Annotated in this window: 18 protein-coding genes; 10 read left to right on the forward strand and 8 right to left on the reverse strand. The window is 73.2% G+C overall.

All coding sequences use genetic code 11. The features are described 5' to 3' along the window. Positions 1-27 precede the first annotated feature (27 nt). Both M8H82_RS01515 and M8H82_RS01520 read right to left on the reverse strand, forming a co-directional pair. On the reverse strand, positions 28-963 hold the full coding sequence (locus M8H82_RS01515) for an acyl-CoA dehydrogenase family protein (RefSeq protein ID WP_250070434.1): 936 nt from the start codon (positions 961-963) through the stop codon (positions 28-30). Then, positions 963-2102, reverse strand: coding sequence for an acyl-CoA dehydrogenase family protein (locus M8H82_RS01520; RefSeq protein ID WP_250070435.1), 1140 nt, complete (start codon positions 2100-2102; stop codon positions 963-965). The genes M8H82_RS01515 and M8H82_RS01520 overlap by 1 nt, the downstream gene beginning before the upstream one ends. Before the next feature lie 49 nt (positions 2103-2151). On the opposite strand from M8H82_RS01520, the gene M8H82_RS01525 reads away from it, so the two are divergent. Genes M8H82_RS01525 through M8H82_RS01535 form a run of 3 tightly spaced genes read left to right on the forward strand, consistent with a single transcriptional unit; the run spans position 2152 to position 4764 of the window. Then, positions 2152-2934, forward strand: coding sequence for an SDR family oxidoreductase (locus tag M8H82_RS01525; RefSeq protein ID WP_250070436.1), 783 nt, complete (start codon positions 2152-2154; stop codon positions 2932-2934). 15 nt (positions 2935-2949) lie between these two features. After that, on the forward strand, positions 2950-3564 hold the full coding sequence (locus M8H82_RS01530; RefSeq protein WP_250070437.1) for a TetR/AcrR family transcriptional regulator: 615 nt from the start codon (positions 2950-2952) through the stop codon (positions 3562-3564). Positions 3565-3606: 42 nt separating this feature from the next. After that, positions 3607-4764, forward strand: coding sequence for an acetyl-CoA C-acetyltransferase (locus M8H82_RS01535; RefSeq protein ID WP_250070438.1), 1158 nt, complete (start codon positions 3607-3609; stop codon positions 4762-4764). Positions 4765-4841: 77 nt separating this feature from the next. Here M8H82_RS01535 and M8H82_RS01540 read toward each other — a convergent pair whose 3' ends face one another. Genes M8H82_RS01540 through M8H82_RS01555 form a run of 4 tightly spaced genes read right to left on the reverse strand, consistent with a single transcriptional unit; the run spans position 4842 to position 8206 of the window. After that, positions 4842-5909 (reverse strand): nitronate monooxygenase family protein, encoded by a 1068-nt coding sequence (locus tag M8H82_RS01540; RefSeq protein WP_250070439.1) that lies wholly within the window; start codon positions 5907-5909, stop codon positions 4842-4844. Continuing rightward, entirely contained in the window at positions 5909-6625 is a 717-nt protein-coding gene (locus tag M8H82_RS01545) for a CoA-transferase subunit beta (protein WP_250070440.1), read from the reverse strand. The genes M8H82_RS01540 and M8H82_RS01545 overlap by 1 nt, the downstream gene beginning before the upstream one ends. A 31-nt stretch (positions 6626-6656) precedes the next feature. Beyond that, positions 6657-7466 (reverse strand): CoA transferase subunit A, encoded by an 810-nt coding sequence (locus M8H82_RS01550; RefSeq protein WP_250070441.1) that lies wholly within the window; start codon positions 7464-7466, stop codon positions 6657-6659. Further along, positions 7463-8206, reverse strand: a complete 744-nt coding sequence (locus M8H82_RS01555; RefSeq protein ID WP_250070442.1) for an enoyl-CoA hydratase family protein — start codon at positions 8204-8206, stop codon at positions 7463-7465. Before M8H82_RS01555 ends, M8H82_RS01550 begins: the two co-directional genes overlap by 4 nt. A gap of 53 nt (positions 8207-8259) precedes the next feature. On the opposite strand from M8H82_RS01555, the gene M8H82_RS01560 reads away from it, so the two are divergent. After that, complete coding sequence (locus tag M8H82_RS01560; protein ID WP_250070443.1) at positions 8260-8997, forward strand: SDR family oxidoreductase; 738 nt, start codon at positions 8260-8262, stop codon at positions 8995-8997. 10 nt (positions 8998-9007) lie between these two features. Further along, a complete protein-coding gene (locus tag M8H82_RS01565) occupies positions 9008-9913 on the forward strand; it encodes an SDR family oxidoreductase (protein ID WP_250070444.1) in 906 nt (301 codons plus the stop codon). Between the two features lie 53 nt (positions 9914-9966). On the opposite strand, the gene M8H82_RS01570 is transcribed toward M8H82_RS01565, so the two are convergent. Continuing rightward, the gene (locus M8H82_RS01570) at positions 9967-10848 is read right to left on the reverse strand and encodes a hypothetical protein (RefSeq protein ID WP_250070445.1); all 882 of its coding nucleotides are present in this window, start codon (positions 10846-10848) and stop codon (positions 9967-9969) included. A gap of 163 nt (positions 10849-11011) precedes the next feature. Here M8H82_RS01570 and M8H82_RS01575 point away from each other — a divergent pair, with 163 nt between their 5' ends. Then, positions 11012-11812, forward strand: a complete 801-nt coding sequence (locus M8H82_RS01575) for a trypsin-like serine protease (RefSeq protein ID WP_250070446.1) — start codon at positions 11012-11014, stop codon at positions 11810-11812. Between the two features lie 60 nt (positions 11813-11872). Here M8H82_RS01575 and M8H82_RS01580 read toward each other — a convergent pair whose 3' ends face one another. Next, positions 11873-13609, reverse strand: a complete 1737-nt coding sequence (locus M8H82_RS01580; RefSeq protein WP_250070447.1) for a beta-galactosidase family protein — start codon at positions 13607-13609, stop codon at positions 11873-11875. A gap of 85 nt (positions 13610-13694) precedes the next feature. Between M8H82_RS01580 and M8H82_RS01585 the strand changes: the two genes are divergently transcribed. The 4 genes from M8H82_RS01585 to pepN all read left to right on the forward strand — a co-directional run bounded on the left by M8H82_RS01585 (position 13695) and on the right by pepN (position 18172). Continuing rightward, on the forward strand, positions 13695-14585 hold the full coding sequence (locus tag M8H82_RS01585; protein ID WP_250070448.1) for an AraC family transcriptional regulator: 891 nt from the start codon (positions 13695-13697) through the stop codon (positions 14583-14585). An 11-nt stretch (positions 14586-14596) separates the two neighbouring features. Beyond that, positions 14597-14956 carry a chorismate mutase gene (locus M8H82_RS01590; RefSeq protein WP_250070449.1) on the forward strand — a complete coding sequence of 120 codons (360 nt, stop codon included), beginning with the start codon at positions 14597-14599 and terminating at the stop codon, positions 14954-14956. Positions 14957-15097: 141 nt separating this feature from the next. Further along, positions 15098-15631, forward strand: a complete 534-nt coding sequence (locus tag M8H82_RS01595) for a two-component system response regulator (protein ID WP_250070450.1) — start codon at positions 15098-15100, stop codon at positions 15629-15631. A gap of 57 nt (positions 15632-15688) precedes the next feature. Beyond that, positions 15689-18172: an aminopeptidase N gene (pepN, locus tag M8H82_RS01600; protein WP_250070451.1), complete on the forward strand. Its 2484-nt coding sequence runs from the start codon at positions 15689-15691 to the stop codon at positions 18170-18172. Positions 18173-18222 lie beyond the last annotated feature (50 nt).

The following is an 18222-nucleotide window of genomic DNA, read 5'->3' on the forward strand; positions in this document are numbered from 1 at the left end:
ACGGACGGGCGGCTCGGGACCCGCGTGTCACCAGGGTCGGGCACCACGCCTCAGGACCACGGCCCGGCACTCGTCCGGGCCGCCCCAGGCGGTCCGCAGGGCGCGGGCCTTGGTCAGCCAGAGCGACAGATCGCACTCCGCGGTGTAGCCGATCGCGCCGTGCAGCTGGAGGGCGGTACGGGCGGTGGCGTACGCCGCCTCGCAGGCCGTGACCTTGGCGGCGGCAACGTCCTCGGGGGCGAGGGTGAGGGCGGCGCCCAGGACCAGGGGGCGGGCGAACTCCAGGGCGATCCTCGCGTCCGCGAGCTGATGCTTGACGGCTTGGAACGAGCCGATCGGGGCGCCGAACTGGCTGCGCCGCTTGACGTGGGCGACCGTCCTGGCGAGGAGGGCCAGGCCCACGCCGAGAGCCTGGGCGGCGGTGGTGAGACGGGCGAGGGCCAGGGCGGGTCCGGCGGGCGGGGTGCGGGTGAGGAGTTCGCCCGCCGCCAGGGCGGTGAGGCGGCGGGCGGGGTCCACCGACGGACGGACCGGGCCGTGCCCGGGGCAGCGGAACAGGCCGTCGGGGGTGAGCAGGAGGCGGACGTCGGCCGCGTCCCCGTCCAGGGCGTACGCCCCGCCGCAGGCCACCGTCGCCATGACCGCGCCGGAGACGAGCCGCTCGGGCTCGGTGAGCAGCACGGCGGCCGTGACGGTCTCGACGAGCGGGCCGGGCATCGCGTGCCGGCCCAGCTCCACGAAGGCGAGGGCGAGCTCGACCGGGCGGACGCCGAGGCCGCCCCGCTCCTCCGGCACGGCGAGCCCGAACACCCCGGCCCCGGCGATACGGCCCCACAGCGCCCGCCCGCGCGCGTGCTCGCCCCGGCTCCAGTCCCGTACGACGGCCGGTGTGTCCGCGGCGCCCAGCATCGCGTCCAGGGAGGCGACGAAGGCCCGCTGCTCGGCGTCGGGCCGGAGGTCCATCAGCGGCGTCCCTTCGGCAGGCCCAGCAGCCGCTCGGCGATGATGTCCCGCTGTATCTCGTTCGTCCCGGCGTAGATCGGGCCCGCGAGGGCGAAGACATAGCGCTCGGCCCACTCCGTGTCCGCCAACTCGCCCTCCTCGCCCAGCAGATCGAGTGCCGTCTCGTGCAGGGCGATGTCGTACTCCGACCAGAAGACCTTGTTCAGGCTGGACTCGGGCCCGATCCGCTCGCCGTCGAGGAGGCGGGAGGCGCCGGCGTAGGTGAAGAGCTGGTAGGCGCGGGCGCCGATGAGGGCGTCGGCGACGCTTCGTCGCGTGGTCTCCGGCTCGCCTCGCGCCCGCCACAGCCGGTGGAGCCGCTCCGCGCTCGCCAGGAACCGCCCCGGCGACCGCAGCATCAGCCCCCGCTCGTTGCCCGCCGTGGACATCGCGATCCGCCAGCCCTGCCCCGGCTCACCGATCACGTCCTCGTCCGGCACGAACACCTCGTCCAGGAACAGCTCGGCGAAGGCCGGTTTCCCGTCCAGCCGGCGGATCGGCCGGACCGTGACACCGGGCGCGCGCAGGTCGAACATCAGGTAGGTGAGCCCCTGGTGGGGCTTCGGTGCCCCAAGGTCGCTGCGGAACAGGCCGAACGCGCGGTCCGCGAAGGCCGCCCGGGACGACCACGTCTTCTGCCCGGACAGCAGCCAGCCGCCGGCCACGCGGGTCGCCCTCGCCCGCAGGGACGCCAGATCCGACCCCGCCTCCGGCTCCGACCAGGCCTGCGCCCAGACCACCTCGCCGGACGCCATCGGCGGCAGCACCCGCGCCCGCTGCCGGGCCGTGCCGAAGTCGAAGAGCGTCGGCGCGAGCAGGTGGATGCCGTTCTGGGTCACCCGGCCCGGCGCACCGGCCGCGTAGTACTCCTCCTCGAACACCAGCCACTGGACCAGCGAAGCCGCCCGGCCGCCGTACTGCGCCGGCCAGTCGACGACCGACCAGCGGTCGGCGGCCAGTTCGGCCTCCCACGCGCGATGCGCCGCGAAGCCCTCCTCGGTCTCCAGGGACGGCAGCGGCTCGGCCGGGACATGCGCGCGCAGCCAGGCCCGGGCCGCCGCGCGCAGGGCCGTCTCCTCCTCGGTGAACGCGAGATCCATCGGCCGCCACTCCTTCCCTAACAAGTGTTTGGTAGGTTAGCGTGCCCCTATGACAGGCGTCGAGAGCCCGGCGTACGTCCCCGGGCACGGGCTGCTGGCGGGGCGCACCGCCGTCGTCACGGCGGCCGCGGGCGCGGGCATCGGCGGGGCGACCGCGCGCCGGTTCCTGGAGGAGGGGGCGCGGGTGCTCCTCAGCGACGCGCACGTCCGGCGGCTGAAGGAGTACGAGGCCGAGCTGCGCGGGCAGTTCCCGGGGGCGGTGACGGCCGTCGCCTGTGACGTCACCGACGAGACCCAGGTGACGGCCCTCTTCGACACCGCCGTACAGGAGCACGGGCGGCTGGACGTGGTCGTCAACAACGCCGGGCTCGGCGGGACGTCCGCCCTCGTCGACATGACCGACGAGCAGTGGTCGCGGGTCCTGGACGTGACCCTCGGCGGCACCTTCCGCTGCGTCCGGGCCGCCCTGCGCCGGATGCGGGGGACCGGCGGGGTGATCGTCAACAACGCCTCCGTACTGGGCTGGCGCGCGCAGGCCGGGCAGGCGCACTACGCCGCCGCCAAAGCGGGCGTCATGGCGCTGACCCGGTGCGCCGCCCTGGAGGCCGCCGCCTACGGGGTGCGCGTCAACGCCGTCGCCCCGAGCCTCGCCATGCATCCGCACCTGGCCAAGGTGACCTCGCCCGACCTGCTGGCCGAACTCACCGCGCGGGAGGCCTTCGGACGGTACGCCGAGCCCTGGGAGGTGGCCAACGCGATCGTCTTCCTGGCGTCCGGCTACTCCTCGTACCTGACCGGAGAGGTCGTCTCCGTCAGCAGCCAGCACGCCTAGGACGAGAATGGATCCGTGCCGACCAAGAAGAAGCCCCAGGTGACCGCCGCCGCGCCCGCCCGGCGCCGCGAACTCCTCGACACCGCCGCCGAGGTCTTCGCCGAACAGGGCTACAACGCCACCACCGTACGCAAGATCGCGGACCACGCGGGCATGCTCGCGGGCAGCCTCTACTACCACTTCGACTCCAAGGAGTCGATGCTGGAGGAGATCCTGCGCACCTTCCTCGACGAGCTGTGGGACGGCTACGACACCGTTCTCGGCGCCGCGCTGGGGCCGCGGGAGACCCTCGAAGCACTGGTCACCGAGTCGTTCCGGGAGATCGACCGGCACCGCGCCGCCGTCGCGATCTACCAGAAGGAGAGCAGGCAGCTGGTGGCGCAGGAGCGGTTCGCGTTCCTCGCCGAATCCCAGCGCCGGTTCGAGAAGGCGTGGCTGTCCACGCTGGAGCGCGGGGTCGCGGCCGAGGTGTTCCGCGCGGACCTCGACGTCCGGCTCACCTACCGGTTCGTGCGGGACACGGTGTGGGTCGCCGCGTCCTGGTACCGGCCCGGCGGACACCACAGCCCGGAGGAGATCGCCCGGCAGTACCTGTCGATGGTGCTGGACGGGATCGCCGTACGCACATAACCCGTCGGAAAGTCCGGGGAGCCCGGAGTCTGGGGAGTCGTCATGGCCGAGGCATACATCGTCGAAGCGGTCCGTACGCCCGTGGGGCGGCGCGGGGGAGGGCTCGGCCGGGTGCATCCGGCCGACCTCGGCGCACGGGTGCTGAAGGAACTGGTGGCGCGTACGGGCGTCGATCCGGCGGCCGTCGAGGATGTCGTCTTCGGGTGCCTGGACGCCGTGGGCCCGCAGGCCGGGGACATCGCCCGGACCTGCTGGCTGGCGGCCGGGCTGCCCGAGGAGGTGCCCGGGGTGACCGTCGACCGGCAGTGCGGATCCTCCCAGCAGGCCGTGCACTTCGCCGCCCAGGCCGTGCTCTCCGGCACCCAGGACCTGGTCGTGGCCGGCGGGGTGCAGAACATGTCGATGATCCCGATCGCCTACGCCACCCGGCAGGCCGCCGAGCCGCTCGGGCTGACCCAGGGCCCCTTCGCGGGCAGCGAGGGCTGGCAGGCGCGGTACGGCTCCAAGCCGGTGAACCAGTTCGCCGGCGCCGAGATGATCGCCGCGAAGTGGGGCATCAGCCGGCGCGACCAGGAGGAGTTCGCGCTGCGGTCCCACGAGCGGGCGGTGCGGGCGATCGACGAGGGGCGCTTCGACCGGGAACTGGTCGCCCACGGTGACGTCGTGGCCGACGAGGGGCCGCGCCGGGACACCTCGCTGGAGAAGATGGCCGCGCTGAAGCCGGTCGTGGACGGCGGCACGATCACCGCCGCCTGCTCCTCGCAGGTCTCCGACGGGGCGGCGGCCCTGCTGCTCGCCTCCGAGCGGGCGGTGCGCGAGCACGGGCTCACGCCACGCGCGCGCGTGCACCACCTCTCGGTGCGCGGGGAGGACCCCATCCGGATGCTCACGGCACCCATCCCGGCCACCGCGCACGCCCTGAAGAAGACCGGCATGACCATCGACGCGATCGACCTCGTCGAGATTAACGAGGCGTTCGCGCCGGTCGTCCTGGCCTGGCTGAAGGAGACCGGCGCGGACCCCGACCGGGTCAACGTCAACGGCGGCGCCATCGCCCTCGGCCACCCCCTGGGCGCCACGGGCGCCCGCCTGATGACCACGCTCCTGCACGAACTGGAGCGCACCGGCGGCCGGTTCGGCCTCCAGACGATGTGCGAGGGCGGCGGCCAGGCCAACGTGACGGTCATCGAGCGGCTGTGAGGGTCGTCGGGAGCCTGTGACGGGAGGCGGCGCGCCAGCGCGACCGGTGCACGCGGCGGTGGTTGCCGACCTTGCCCCTATCGGCCGGTGCCGGGCGCGGTGCCCACCGGCAGCGCGCGCAGCGTTCGCGCCGCCTCCGTCATGATCCGGTCCACCAGTTCCGCGCAGGACGGCAGGTCGTCGATCACTCCGGCGACCTGTCCCGCCGCCATCACCCCGAGGTCCGTCCGGCCGTCCACCATCGACGCCCTGAGCAGCATCGGCGTGTTCGCGGCCAGCAGCATCTGGCTCCAGGTCAGGTCCTTGCCCCGCTTCAGGGCGCGCCCGTCCTGGATCATCCGGCGCCAGGACAGCCCCGACAGCCGCCGGAACCCGGCGGCCCGCCGTACGGCCTGGAACAGGGCCCTGGCCCGGCCGGAGCGCTCCAGCGCCGCGACGAGGTCGGTACGGAGCATGCGGTGCGGCAGGCCGTCGACGGCCGTGGTGACGGTGACGTCCCGGACCGTCGCCGCCAGATAGCGCGCCTTCACCGCGTCCGGGACGGTCGAGTCGGAGGTCAGCAGGAAGCGGGTGCCCATGGCGACGCCCGCCGCGCCGTAGGCCAGCGCGGCGACCAGGCCCCGCCCGTCGAAGAAGCCGCCCGCGGCCACCACCGGAATCCGCACCGCGTCCACCACCTGCGGCAACAGCACCGTGGTGGCCACCTCGCCGGTGTGCCCGCCGCCCTCGCCGCCCTGCACGATCACCGCGTCCGCGCCCCAGCCCGCAACCTTCTCGGCATGCCGCCGCGCGCCGACGGTCGGGATCACCACCACCCCCGCCTCCTTCAGTTCGGCGATCAGCCCGGCGGAGGGCGCGAGGGCGAAGGAGGCCACCCGGACGCCCTCGTCGATGATCACCTGGACGCGGTCGCCGGCGTCCGAGGCGTCCGCGCGCAGATTGACGCCGAAGGGCGCGTCCGTACGGGACTTGACCTCGCGGACGGCCTCGCGGAGCCGGTCGACGGTCATCGTGGCGGAGGCCAGGATGCCGAGCGCGCCCGCGTCGGCGGTGGCGGAGACCAGCCGGGGCCCGGCCACCCAACCCATCCCGGTCTGCACGAGCGGATGCCGGACCCCGACGAGCCGGGTGAGCGCGGTCTCCATCAGTGGTCCACCTCCCGCGCGCGGGTGTCGCCCGGGTCGATCACCTCGCGGATCAGACGCAGTTCGCCGGGGGAGGGGTCGCGGGTGCACGGCACCTCGTCCGCGACCGCCAGCGCGAAGCCGGTCGCCTCCCGGACCTCCTCGACGGTGACGCCGGGGTGCAGCGCGGCCAGCCGCATCGAGCGGTCGGGGGTGGCGAAGTCGAAGACGCCGAGGTCGGAGACGACGCGCGGGATGCGGTGGTAGCGGGCGCCGGCGGCACGGTCGTAGCCCACTCCGCAGACCATGTCGACGCGCTCGACGAAGACGCGCCGGGAGTGTCGCGGAACCCAGTAACTGGTCGGGTTGTTCAGCGTGTTGACCGGCGCCCCGCGCACCCCGAGGAGTTGCCGCGCGGGTCTGGCCCAGTCCCCGATGCAGGAGATGTTCTGGTTGCCGAACCGGTCGATCTGGCTCGCGCCCATCATCACGTGCCGCCGCCCCCCGGTGACCAGGGCGAGGTGCCGGCGGTACGGCAGCCAGCCCTCGGCGGTGCCGTCCGGGCGGACGAGCATCGCCTCGCCGTCGGTGAGCAGCAGGTCCGGGGCGAAGGTCAGCCGGGCGAGGCGGGCTCCGACGGAGGGGATCAGGCCCATGGGGCTCGCCAGGATCTCGCCTGCGCCGCGCCAGGCCTCGGCGCAGGCGATGACGCAGTACTCGGCGCGGGTGATGGTCATGCCGTCCTCCCGTCCCCGGCGCGGGTGGCGGTCATGCCGTCCTCCCGTCCCGGAGGTACCGCTCGGCGAACTCCGGCCAGGGCGTGGTCGCGTACTGGCGCTGTACGGCCTCGTCGCGGCCGTAGTCGGGGGCGCAGGAGGTGAAGTGGGCGCCGCCCGGGGCCTCGATCACGCCGGTGACGGTGTGCCGTCCGATCAGCAGGGTCTGGGGCGCGGCCTCCTTCGTCAGCTCGGCGGTGTCGACGATCCGCTCGCAGGAGACGTACGCGGTGTCCGCCGCCTCGCAGAAGAGGTCGTCGAAGTACGGGTCGGGGCCCAGGTACTGGCCGTTTCCCCGCCGGTCGGCGCGGTTGACGTGGACCAGGGCCGCGTCGAGCCGCAGCGCGGGCATGGCGACGAAGGTCTCGCCGTCCTCGTACGGCGAAGTGACCGTGCGCAGAGCGGGGTTGACTCGCATGACGTCCGAGCCGAGTCCGGCGCGCACCGGGAGGAAGGGCAGCCGGTTGGCGGCGGCGCGCAGGCCCCACAGGAACATCGCCTCGTCGATCTCGGTGAGCTGGAGGGTGCCCTGTTCGCGGGCGGCGCGGTAGTGGGGTTCCAGGGGGATGGAGTCGAGGGTGACGAAGGGGGCGACGAGCCTGCGGACGCGTCCGGCGGTGGCGAGCATGCCGACGTCGGGGCCGCCGCACGAGACGATCGTGAGATCGGTGATCCCGGTGCGGAGCAGTGCTCTGACCAGGGCCATCGGTTTGCGGCGGGAGCCCCAGCCGCCGATGCCGAGGGTCATGCCGTCGGACAGCCGGGAGACGGCTTCGTCGGCGGTCATCGTCTTGTCGGTCATGCGGGCGCCTCCCCGAAGGTGTCCCGGACCCGGTCCCCGACGCCGCTCACGCTGGCCTCGTAGGTGAAGCCCTGCTCGAAGCGGTAGCTGCGGCGGACGTCGACGGGGTCGATGCCGTTGAGGGCGGCCTTGGCCAGGCGCAGCAGCTCGCCGTCCTTGGCGGCGATGTCCCGGGCCAGCTCCAGGGCGGCCTGCGCGAGTTCCGCGCGGGGCACCACCCGCCACACCGAGCCGTGCGCGTGCAGCTCGGCCGCGGTGGCCGTGCGGGAGGTGAAGTACAGAGTGCGCATGAGGTGTTGCGGCACGAGCCGGGCCAGATGGGTGGCGGCGCCCAGCGCGCCCCGGTCCAGTTCGGGCAGGCCGAAGGTGGCGTCCTCGCTCGCGACGATCGCGTCGGCGTTGCCGGCCAGCCCGATGCCCCCGCCCAGGCAGAAGCCCTGCACCGCCGCCACCACGGGCACCTCGCACTCGTACACGGCCGAAAACGCTTCGTGGCAGCCGCGGTTGGCGCCGATGAGCGCGGTCCGGCCGTGGGCCTGGATCTCCTTGATGTCCACGCCCGCGTTGAAGCCGCGCCCCGCGGCGGCCAGCACCACGCACCGCACCTCCGGGTCGCGGCCCGCCGTGCGGACGGCGTCGGCGAGGGCGAACCAGCCGGTCGCGGGGAGGGCGTTGACGGGCGGGTGGTCGACCGTGACGACGCGGATCCCCTTTTCCGGGGACGAGGTGGAGACACTCATGGGCGCATCAGCTACCTTCCACCTAACGTTTGTTAGGTGGAAGGTAGCAGCGGATGGAGCTCAGCGGGAAGCTCGCCGTCGTGACCGGCGGCACGCGCGGCGTCGGCGCCGGGATCGCCCGGGCCTTCGTGGCGGCGGGGGCGGAGGTGATCGCGGCCGCGCGCCGGGCACCGGAAGTGCCGTGCGAGGGAGTGGAGTTCAGGCCCCTGGACGTGCGAGACCCGGCGTCGGCGCGGCGGTTCTTCGAAGGGCTGCCCCGACTCGACGTCCTCGTCAACAACGCGGGCGGCACCCCCTACCGGCTGCTGACCGAGGCGGACGCGGAACGGCACGCGCGCGTGCTGGAGCTGAACCTGACGGCCCCGCTGACGGTCTCGCTCGCCGCGTACGAGCTGCTGCGGCGGGCCCGGGGGAGCGTGGTGATGATCGGCAGCGTCAGCGGCGGCCGCCCCTCGCCGGGCTCGGCGGCCTACGGAGCGGCCAAGGCGGGTCTGGAGAGCCTGGCCCGCTCGATGGCGGTGGAGTGGGCGCCGGAGGTACGGGTCAACACGCTGGTGGTCGGGATGGTCCGCACCGAACTGGCGCATCTGCACTACGGCGGTGCGCGGGGCGTCGCGGCGGTGTCGAGGACGGTCCCGCTGGGCCGGCTGGCCGAGCCGGCGGACGTGGGCGCGGCGGCGGTCTTCCTCGCCTCGGACGCGGCCGCGTATGTCACCGGGGCGGCGCTGCAGGTGCATGGCGGCGGGGAGCGGCCGGCCTTTCTGGATGCGGTGACTGCTGGTGAGGCGTGAGGGAGCTGAGATGACCGGACTCTGCGACGGACGGGTCGTCGTCGTCACCGGCGCCGGGCGGGGCCTCGGCCGCGCCCACGCGCTCGCCTTCGCGGCGGAGGGGGCGCGGGTGATCGTCAACGACCTCGGCGTCGGCCTCGACGGCACGCCGGACCCCGAGGGCCCGGCGGGGCGGGTCGTCGAGGAGATCCGCTCGGCGGGCGGCGAGGCGGTGGCCCACGGCGGCGACATCGCGACGACAGCGGGGGCCGCCTCGCTGATCCGGACGGCCCTGGACACGTACGGCCGCCTCGACACCCTGGTCAACAACGCCGGGTTCCTGCGCGACCGGATGCTGGTGAACCTCGACGAGAAGGAGTGGGACGCGGTGGTGCGCGTCCACCTCACGGGCCACTTCCTGCCGTTGAAACACGCGGCGGCGCACTGGCGCGCGGAGGCCAAGGCGGGGCGTACTCCGGTGGCGAGGATCATCAACACCAGCAGTGGGGCCGGGTTGTTGGGGGCCTTGGGGCAGGGCAACTACAGCGCGGCGAAGGCCGGGATCCTGGCACTCACCCTGGTGGCGGCCGCCGAACTCGGGCGCTACGGCGTCCAGGTCAACGCCATCGCCCCGGCGGCCCGCACGAGGATGACGGAACGCACCTTCGCCGACACCATGGCGGTCCCCGCCTCGGGCTTCGACGCCATGGCCCCGGAGAACGTCTCCCCGCTGGTCGTCTGGCTGGGCTCGGCCGCGAGCGCGGGAGTGACAGGGCGCGTCTTCGAGGCGGAGGCCGGCCGCATCACGGTGATGGAGGGCTGGCGAAGGGGGCCGACCGCGGACAAGGGGGCACGGTGGGGTGCACGGGAGGCGGGGGAGACGGTGGTGAAACTCCTGGCGGAGGCGGAGACGCCGGGGCGGGTTTACGGGGGGTAGGGGGCGCGGCGGGAGGCGGGGCCGGGGGGCGCTCCCCGCCCCCCGGCGGAGCCCTACGTGTCGCAGTCCAAAACCGTCCGGCACAACCCGCACCGCGCCCGCACCCGCCCCCGTACCGGCACCCGGATCCGCTGGTGGCATGTCGGGCAGGGGAACGACACCCGCAGCCCTCCGCCGTCCGGGGTGAAGGTGTAGGGCGCACCCGGGGCCGGTCCGCCGCCCCCGTGGCGCCGGTCGCGCGCGTACCGGCGCCGGCCCGCCCAGCCCGCCGCCGTCAGCGGGGGCTGCTGCCCGTCGCGGCGGGCCTCCGCAAGGCCCTTGCCGTATGCCGTGTACGCCTGCGGACTGGTGAACCACACCGAGGGGTCCTCCCCGAAGACCAGCGCCCGCTTGGCGAGGACGTAGCCGAACTCCTCCGGCGTCAGATACCCCAGCTTCTGCGAGGACGCCGCGTCCTCCCGGTACGCGTCCAGCAGCAGCCACCCCGCGCCCAGGTACGTCGTCGCGGTGTCCGTGAGGATCTCGTTGTCCCGGGTGCCGGGGAACGACAGGTCCAGCCGGTGCAGATACACATGCATGATCTCGTGGGCCAGCGCCGCCCCGATGTCCCGCCGATGCGTCCGGAACCGGTCGTTCAGCTCCACGAAGTACTCGGGCCCCGCGGCGAGTTCGACGTTCGCCGCATGCGTCATCTCCCGGAAGCTCACGATGACCCGGGCGTCCGGCAGCCGGTAGTGCCGCACCAGTTCCCGGGCCACCCGCTGGGTGCCCAGATAAAGATCGTCGGTGTCGCAGAACGCCACGTCCGCCGGGACCACACTGCTCGCGAACGTCCGGACGGTGTCGTACGACAACCGCTTGTACAGCGCGGTGATCGCCGCCCGCACCGTCTCCAGGTGTGGATATCCGTGCTCGACCGGTCCGCCGTTCGCCACGTCCGAACCCCCAAGACGCCTGAACCCGATTCCACTCTACGGGGAGGTGAGGGATATTTCCCCGCTCGGGTTCCCTCCCCGGTACGTGAGATCCGTCCTTGTCACGACCCCTCCTCGATCTTCATACTGCGGGCCGCCCAACCCCCCCACGAAAGGACATGCGTTGACCCATAACACGCCCACGAGAAGCGGCGGCCTGACGCTGGTCAAGCGAGCCGTGGCGCTCAGTGCCGTCGCCCTCGCCGTGGCCTCCCTGCAGCCCCTGAGCGCCGCCCACGCCGCGGACACCCGCGTCGTAGGAGGAACGCCCGCGGCGCAGAACGAGTTCCCCTTCATGGTCCACCTCTCGATGGGCTGCGGCGGGGCGCTCTACAAGAAGGACGTCGTCCTGACCGCCGCCCACTGCATGGACGGCTCCGGCAACAACAACGGCATCACCGTCACCGCCGGTGTCAGCGACCTCAACTCCTCCTCGGCGATCAAGGTCAAGTCGACCAAGGTCAAGGTGGCCCCGGGCTACGACGGCACCGGCAAGGACTGGGCGCTGATCAAGCTCGCCAAGCCGATCGACAAGCCCACGCTGAAGATCGCCACCACCGACCGCTACAACCGCGGCATGTTCACGATCGCCGGCTGGGGCGACACCCGGGAAGGCGCGGGCACCGGCACCACCAAGATGCAGAAGGCCACGGTGCCGTTCGTCGCCGACCGCGTGTGCAAGCGCCACTACGGCCCCCGGCTGGTCGCCAAGGAGGAGCTCTGCGCCGGCTGGACGCGCGGCAGCGTCGACACCTGCCAGGGTGACTCCGGCGGCCCGATGTTCCGCAAGGACGACGCCGGCAAGTGGATCCAGGTCGGCATCGTCAGCTGGGGCGACGGCTGCGCCCGCGCGGGAGTGCCCGGCGTCTACACCCAGGTGAACACGTTCGCCGCCGACATAGCCCGGGCCGCGTCGGCCCTGTAGGGACGCGGCCACGAGCACGGCGTGCGCCGCACGCCCTCACCGTCAGGGAGGGCGTGCGGCTCACACGCCCCGCAGGGCGGGCGGCTGCGCCGACGCGCTCTCGAACTCCAGCACCCGCACCTCGTTCTCCCCCTCGCGCAGCACGGGACCCGGCACGAACAGCGCCTGCTGCGGCCCCGCCGACCAGTACCGGCCCAGGCAGAAGCCGTTCACCCACACGAACCCCCGCGTCCACCCCGGCAGTTCCAGCAGCGCGTCCCCGGCACCCCGGACGGTCACCGTGCCCCGGTACAGCCCAGGCGCCCCCGTCCCGTCAGGCTCCCGGAACGGCACGGCCGACACATCGTCCAGGTCGTCGAGCCGCAGCCCACGCGCGCGTACGTCGTGCAGGTACTGCCGCTCGTGCAGGATCCCCCCGGTGATCCCCTTGGCTTCCCCGCACCGCGGCCCGTAGTTGACCCGCCCCAGCGACTCCACCCACAGCTCCACCCGCGCGTGCCCGCCGACCGGCTCCGGGAGCCGCTCGTCCTCCTCGGTGAGGATCCCGGCCCGCTCGCCGTCGACGTACACCACCGCGATGTCCCGCAGCCCGCGCGCGGTCAGCGGATACGGCTGCCGGGGCCCCGGCACGCGCACCTCGTAGCGCACCAGGCCCCGGTCCACGTCCAGTTCCTCGAACGTCGGCGGGACGGGCCCGGACACCTCCGCACCGCCCCGTGCCTCCAGTACGGCCTCCAGGGGCGCCCAGGCGGTCAGGCGGGCCCCGGTGGGGGCGGCCAGCGGGGCGGGCGGGGGAGGGGGCTCGGGGAGCGGGCCCTCGGCGTAGGCGGCGAGGACCTCGCGGAAGGCCCAGAACTTCGCCGTGGGCCGTCCGGCCTCGTCGATCGGGGCGTCGTAGTCGTAGGACGTCACGTCGGGCTCCAGCGGCCCGTCGTGCAAATCGCCGCCGCCCCGGTTGGCGCCCGCCCAGCCCGCGAAGCTGGTGCCGCCGTGCGCCATGTACAGGTTGACCGAGGCCCCGCACTCCAGGATCTCCCGCAGCACCGAGGCGGCCTCCCGCGGATCCCGTACGACGTGCTCGGCCCCCCAGTGGTCGAACCAGCCGCACCAGAACTCCATGCACATCAGCGGCCCGTCCGGCCGGTGCCGGCGCAGCGCCTCGAACGCCTCCCGCGCGTGGGAGCCGAAGTTCACCGTCGCCAGGACGCCCGGGACCGAGCCCCCGCTCAGCATGTGGTCCTCCGGGCCGTCCGAGGTGAACAGCGGGACCGTCACCCCCTCCGCGCGCAGCAGCCCGGCCAGCCAGGACAGGTACGCGGCGTCCGAGCCGTAGCTGCCGTACTCGTTCTCGACCTGCACCATGATCACCGGGCCGCCGCGGTCCACCTGCCGGGCCACGACCTCGGGCAGCAGCCGCCGGAACCAGTCCCGCACGGGACGCAGGAACCGCTCGTCACGCGTGCGTGCGTGACCGGGCACCCAGTGCGGCAGCCCGCCGTTCTCCCACTCGGCGCAGATGTACGGGCCCGGCCGCACGATCGCCCACAGCCCCGCCCGGCGGGCCGCGTCCAGGAAGCGGCCGAGCGCGGCCACGTCCCGGAACTCGCCGGGCCGGGGCTCGTGCAGGTTCCACGGCACGTACGTCTCGACGCAGTTGAGGCCCATCGCGCGCAGCATCGCCAGCCGGTGGTCCCACTGCTCCTCGTGCACCCGGAAGTAGTGCAGCGCGCCGGACAGCAGCCGCACCGGCCGCCCGTCCAGCAGAAAAGCGGTGTCCCCCACCGCGAAGTCGTTCATGCCGCCACCCTCACCCCTGGCGGCGACCGGATCCATGGACAAAGATCGGCGCTGGTTGGACGGAAGAGAACGCGGGAGAGCGCCGATGTACCACACCTGGATGCGCTTTTTCACGCCCGGCCCCGTCCACCACCGCCTCGGCCTGGTCTGCCTCGGCGTCGGCCTGCAGTACGGCGCCCTGCCCGCCGTCGGCCCGCGCACCCTGGACCACCATGTCGCCGTCGTCGTCAGCGCCGGCGGCGGCTGGTACCAGCACCCCGACGGCCGCCGCACCACCGTCACCGCGCCCGCGCTGCTCTGGCTCACGCCCGGCGTCCCGCACCACTACGCCCCCGACCCCGCCACCGGCTGGGACGAGGGGTTCGTCGACTTCACCGGGCCCGCGACCGCCACGTACACCGAACTCGGCTGCATCGAACCGGAGCGCCCCGTGGTGCCCCTCGCGGACGCCGCGACCCCGCGCGGGGTGATCACCCGGATCGCGCGGGCCGCCCGCCGCGACAACCCGCTGCTGGAGGTCGAGACCGCGGCCGCCGTCCATGAGCTCCTCGTCGCCCTGCACCGCGCCCGCGCCGACCTCACCCCCGACGGCGACCAGGTACTCAGGGCGCTCGCCCGGGACGCCTGCACCCCGATGACGGTCGCCGAGCACGCAGCCCGGCACGGCATGACCCTGCCCGAACTGCGCGCCGCCGTCCGCCGCGGCGCCGGATGCAGCCCCAAGGACTATCTGCTCGGCATCCGCCTGGGCCGCGCCAAGGAACTCCTCGCCGCCACCGACCTGCCCGTCGCGGCCGTCGCCCGGCGCGTCGGGTACGACGATCCGGCCTATTTCTCCCGGCTGTTCACCCGCCGCACCGGCATGCCCCCCGTCCGTTTCCGCGCCCAGCAGGGCCGTACCGTCCCCGGCGGCTGGAGCGACCGGGTGCCGGATCCGGACGATCCACCCATGATCGAACCGCCCGGGGCTTTGTAGGGTGGTCGCCCATGACCACCAGCATCACCGGAACCGGTGACGTAGACCCCGCTGTCCGCGCGGAGCTCGCGCGTCTGCGCGACAGCATCGACAACATCGACGCGGCCGTCGTCCACATGCTCGCCGAGCGCTTCAAGTGCACCCAGCAGGTCGGCCACCTCAAGGCCGAGCACCAGCTGCCGCCCGCCGACCCGGCCCGCGAGGCCCGGCAGATCGCCCGGCTGCGCACGCTCGCCGAGAACGCCAAGCTCGACCCGGCCTTCGCCGAGAAATTCCTCAACTTCATCATCGCCGAGGTGATCAGGCACCACGAGAACATCGCCGGGACCACCGAGAACACGGTCAACGACGCTGCGCCCACGGCGAACTGACCGGCTCCCGAAGCGAGGGGGAGGTGACACGGCCGCCCGCACGGGGCATGCTGCGCTGTGCACTCGTTGTCAGTCGGCGGGCACGCCCCGTCAGCGTCATGGACACACGCTGGTGGTCCCATGCGGGAGGGACGTCGGACCATGCCGTCGGATGCCAAGATCCTCATCGTCGACGATCATGAGGACACGCTGTACGCGCTGGAGAGCGCCCTGGCCCCCCTGGGCTACCAGCTCAGCCGCGCCACCTCCGGCGACGACGCGCTCAAACAGGTGCTGCGCGGGCAGGTCGGACTGCTCCTGCTGGATGTGCGCATGCCCGGCGTCAGCGGTCTGGACGTGGTGCGCTACCTGCGGCGCCTCGAACAGACCCAGCACATTCCGGTCATTCTGCTGACCGGCTTCGGCCCGGACCAGGAACTGACGTCGATCGCCTACGGACTGGGCGTCGCCGACCTCCTGATGAAACCCGTCGACCCCTGGACATTACGCACCAAGGTCCGCTACCTCTACGACGCCCACCGCCGCCACCGCGCCCTGGAGCAGGAGGTCCGCGAACTGCGCGCCCTGGTCGAGGACCGCGCGGGCACCGGCGCACCCGTCCTGCCCCACCCCGACGCCCGGGTCCCGCCGCAGCGCGACATCTCCGGCGCCCGACCGGCGCAGGACCGGACATAGCCCCGCGTACCGATCCGCCTCTGTGACTTGCCGGTGCCATCAGGCAGCATGTCCTGCATGTCCGTACTGACGCGCGACGAAGCGCAGACCCGTGCCCAGCTCCTCGACGTCCGCCGCTACACGATCGAACTCGATCTGACCACGGGCGACGAGACCTTCGACTCCGTCACCGTCATCGGCTTCGCCACCCGCGCCGACGCGGACACCTTCGTCGAGGTCAAGCCCGCGGAACTGCGCTCGGTCACCCTGGACGGACAGCCGCTCGACCCCGAGACCCTGGACGGCAACCGGCTGCCCCTGAAGAACCTCACCGCCGGAGAGCACGAACTGCGCGTCGAGGCCGCCATGCGCTACTCGCGCACCGGCGAGGGCATGCACCGCTTCACGGACCCCACCGACGGCGAGACCTACGTCTACACCCAGATGTTCATGGACGACGTGCAGCGCGTCTTCGCCGCCTTCGACCAGCCCGACCTCAAGTCCGTCTTCGCGCTCTCCGTCAAGGCCCCCGAGGGCTGGACCGTCCTCGCCAACGGCATCACCGAGCACACCGACGGCGTCTGGACGGCCGCGCCGACCCCGCCGATCTCCACCTACCTCGTCGCCGTCGCCGCCGGACCCTGGCACTCGGTCACCACCGAGCACCGCGGACTGCCCTTCGGCCTGCACTGCCGCCGCTCGCTCGCCCCCTACCTCGACGCGGACGCCGACGAACTCCTCGCCGTCACCAGGCAGTGCTACGACCGCTACCACGAGAAGTTCACCGAGCCCTACCCCTTCGACTCCTACGACCAGGCGTTCGTCCCCGAGTTCAACGCCGGCGCCATGGAGAACCCGGGCCTGGTCACCTTCCGCGACGACTTCGTCTACCGCTCCGCCGTCACCGACACCGAGCGCCAGACCCGCGCCATGGTCATCGCCCACGAGATGGCCCACATGTGGTTCGGCGATCTCGTCACCCTGCGCTGGTGGGACGACATCTGGCTGAACGAGTCCTTCGCCGAGTACATGGGCTACCAGACCCTCACCGAGGCGACCCGCTTCACCGACACCTGGACCGACTTCGGAGTCGTCCGCAAGGGCTGGGGCTACGACGCCGACCAGCGCCCGTCCACCCACCCCGTCGCCCCCGAGGCCGTCGACGACACCGCCTCCGCGCTCCTCAACTTCGACGGCATCTCCTACGCCAAGGGCGCCTCCGCACTGCGCCAACTGGTCGCCTGGCTCGGCGAGAAGGACTTCCTCGCCGGGATCAACACCCACTTCGAGCGGCACAGGTTCGGCAACGCCACCCTCGCCGACTTCATCGACTCCCTCGCCGCCCACACCGACCGCGACGTGCACGCCTGGGCCGACGCCTGGCTGCGCACCACCGGCGTCGACACCCTCACCCCGCGGGTGACGCCCGCCGCCGACGGCACTTACACCCTCCAGGTCGAGCGCACCGGCAGCCGCCCGCACCACATCGCCGTCGGCCTCTACGACCTCGACGTCGCCGACGAAGGCCGCCACCTGGTGCTGCGCGAACGCCTCGACCTCGACGTCCCGCAGACCGAGCCGCAGTCCATCGGCAAGCGCCCCACCCTCCTCCTGCTCAACGACGGCGACCTCTCCTACGCCAAGGTCCGCTTCGACCCCGAGTCCTTCGAAGGCGTCCGCACGGCCCTGTCCGGGCTGCCCGAGCCGCTGACCCGCGCGGTCGTCTGGAACGCCCTGCGGGACGCCGTCCGCGACGGCGAACTCCCCGCCACCGCCTACCTGGAGACCGCCCGCACCAACCTCCCGCGCGAGACCGATCTCGCCCTCGTCCAGGGCGTCCTCGGCTTTGCCTCCGTCCAGGTCGCCGACCGCTACCTCGCCCCCGGGCAGCGCCCCGCCGCCCTGGCCACCCTCGCCTCCCTGTGCCGCGACCTCATCCGCCGCACCGAGGACGGCGACCACCCCGGCCTGCGCCTGATCGCCGTACGCCACTTCATCGACGTCACCGCGCAACCCGAGCCCATCGCGGCCTGGCTCGCCGACGGCATCGTGCCCGGCGGCCCCGAACTCGACCCCGAACTGCGCTGGCGGATCCTGTCCCGGCTCGCTGTCCTCGGCGCCACCGACGAGACCGCCATCGCCGCCGAACTGGAACGCGACCCGAGCGCCACCGGCCAGGAGGGCGCGGCCCGCTGCCGCGCGGCCCTGCCCGACCCGGAGGCCAAGGCGCGCGCCTGGGACCAGATGTTCGCCACGGACGACCTCTCCAACTACCTCTTCACGGCCACCGCCCAGGGCTTCTGGCAGCCCGAACAGACCGAACTGGTCCGGCAGTACGTGCCGCGCTACTACCGGGACGCGGTCGCCGTCGCCGCCCGCCGCGGCCCGGCCATCGCCGATGTCGTCGGCCGCTGGGCGTTCCCGGTGTACGCCGTGGACGCGGAGACGCTGAGCCTGGGCGAGGCCTGCCTGCGCGAGGCGGACCCGATCCCGGCGCTGCGCCGCAAGCTGGTGGACCAACTCGACGACCTGGGCAGGGCGTTGCGCGTGCGGGAGATCTAGCACCCGCCGGTCGGGCGTCCGGCGGGTTCAGCCTCTGCCGGGCCGGGGTC

It is taken from the genome of Streptomyces sp. YS415 (assembly GCF_023544665.1).
GTDB lineage: Bacteria > Actinomycetota > Actinomycetes > Streptomycetales > Streptomycetaceae > Streptomyces.

Coding starts and splice junctions, on each gene's coding strand:
- pepN (WP_250070451.1), top strand. CDS start 15,689: ATGTCCGTACTGACGCGCGACGAAGCGCAGACCCGTGCCCAGCTCCTC.
- M8H82_RS01520 (WP_250070435.1), bottom strand. CDS start 2,102: ATGGATCTCGCGTTCACCGAGGAGGAGACGGCCCTGCGCGCGGCGGCC.
- M8H82_RS01595 (WP_250070450.1), top strand. CDS start 15,098: ATGCCGTCGGATGCCAAGATCCTCATCGTCGACGATCATGAGGACACG.
- M8H82_RS01550 (WP_250070441.1), bottom strand. CDS start 7,466: ATGACCGACAAGACGATGACCGCCGACGAAGCCGTCTCCCGGCTGTCC.
- M8H82_RS01580 (WP_250070447.1), bottom strand. CDS start 13,609: ATGAACGACTTCGCGGTGGGGGACACCGCTTTTCTGCTGGACGGGCGG.
- M8H82_RS01585 (WP_250070448.1), top strand. CDS start 13,695: ATGTACCACACCTGGATGCGCTTTTTCACGCCCGGCCCCGTCCACCAC.
- M8H82_RS01540 (WP_250070439.1), bottom strand. CDS start 5,909: ATGGAGACCGCGCTCACCCGGCTCGTCGGGGTCCGGCATCCGCTCGTG.
- M8H82_RS01535 (WP_250070438.1), top strand. CDS start 3,607: ATGGCCGAGGCATACATCGTCGAAGCGGTCCGTACGCCCGTGGGGCGG.
- M8H82_RS01545 (WP_250070440.1), bottom strand. CDS start 6,625: ATGACCATCACCCGCGCCGAGTACTGCGTCATCGCCTGCGCCGAGGCC.
- M8H82_RS01565 (WP_250070444.1), top strand. CDS start 9,008: ATGACCGGACTCTGCGACGGACGGGTCGTCGTCGTCACCGGCGCCGGG.
- M8H82_RS01515 (WP_250070434.1), bottom strand. CDS start 963: ATGGACCTCCGGCCCGACGCCGAGCAGCGGGCCTTCGTCGCCTCCCTG.
- M8H82_RS01560 (WP_250070443.1), top strand. CDS start 8,260: ATGGAGCTCAGCGGGAAGCTCGCCGTCGTGACCGGCGGCACGCGCGGC.
- M8H82_RS01525 (WP_250070436.1), top strand. CDS start 2,152: ATGACAGGCGTCGAGAGCCCGGCGTACGTCCCCGGGCACGGGCTGCTG.
- M8H82_RS01555 (WP_250070442.1), bottom strand. CDS start 8,206: ATGAGTGTCTCCACCTCGTCCCCGGAAAAGGGGATCCGCGTCGTCACG.
- M8H82_RS01590 (WP_250070449.1), top strand. CDS start 14,597: ATGACCACCAGCATCACCGGAACCGGTGACGTAGACCCCGCTGTCCGC.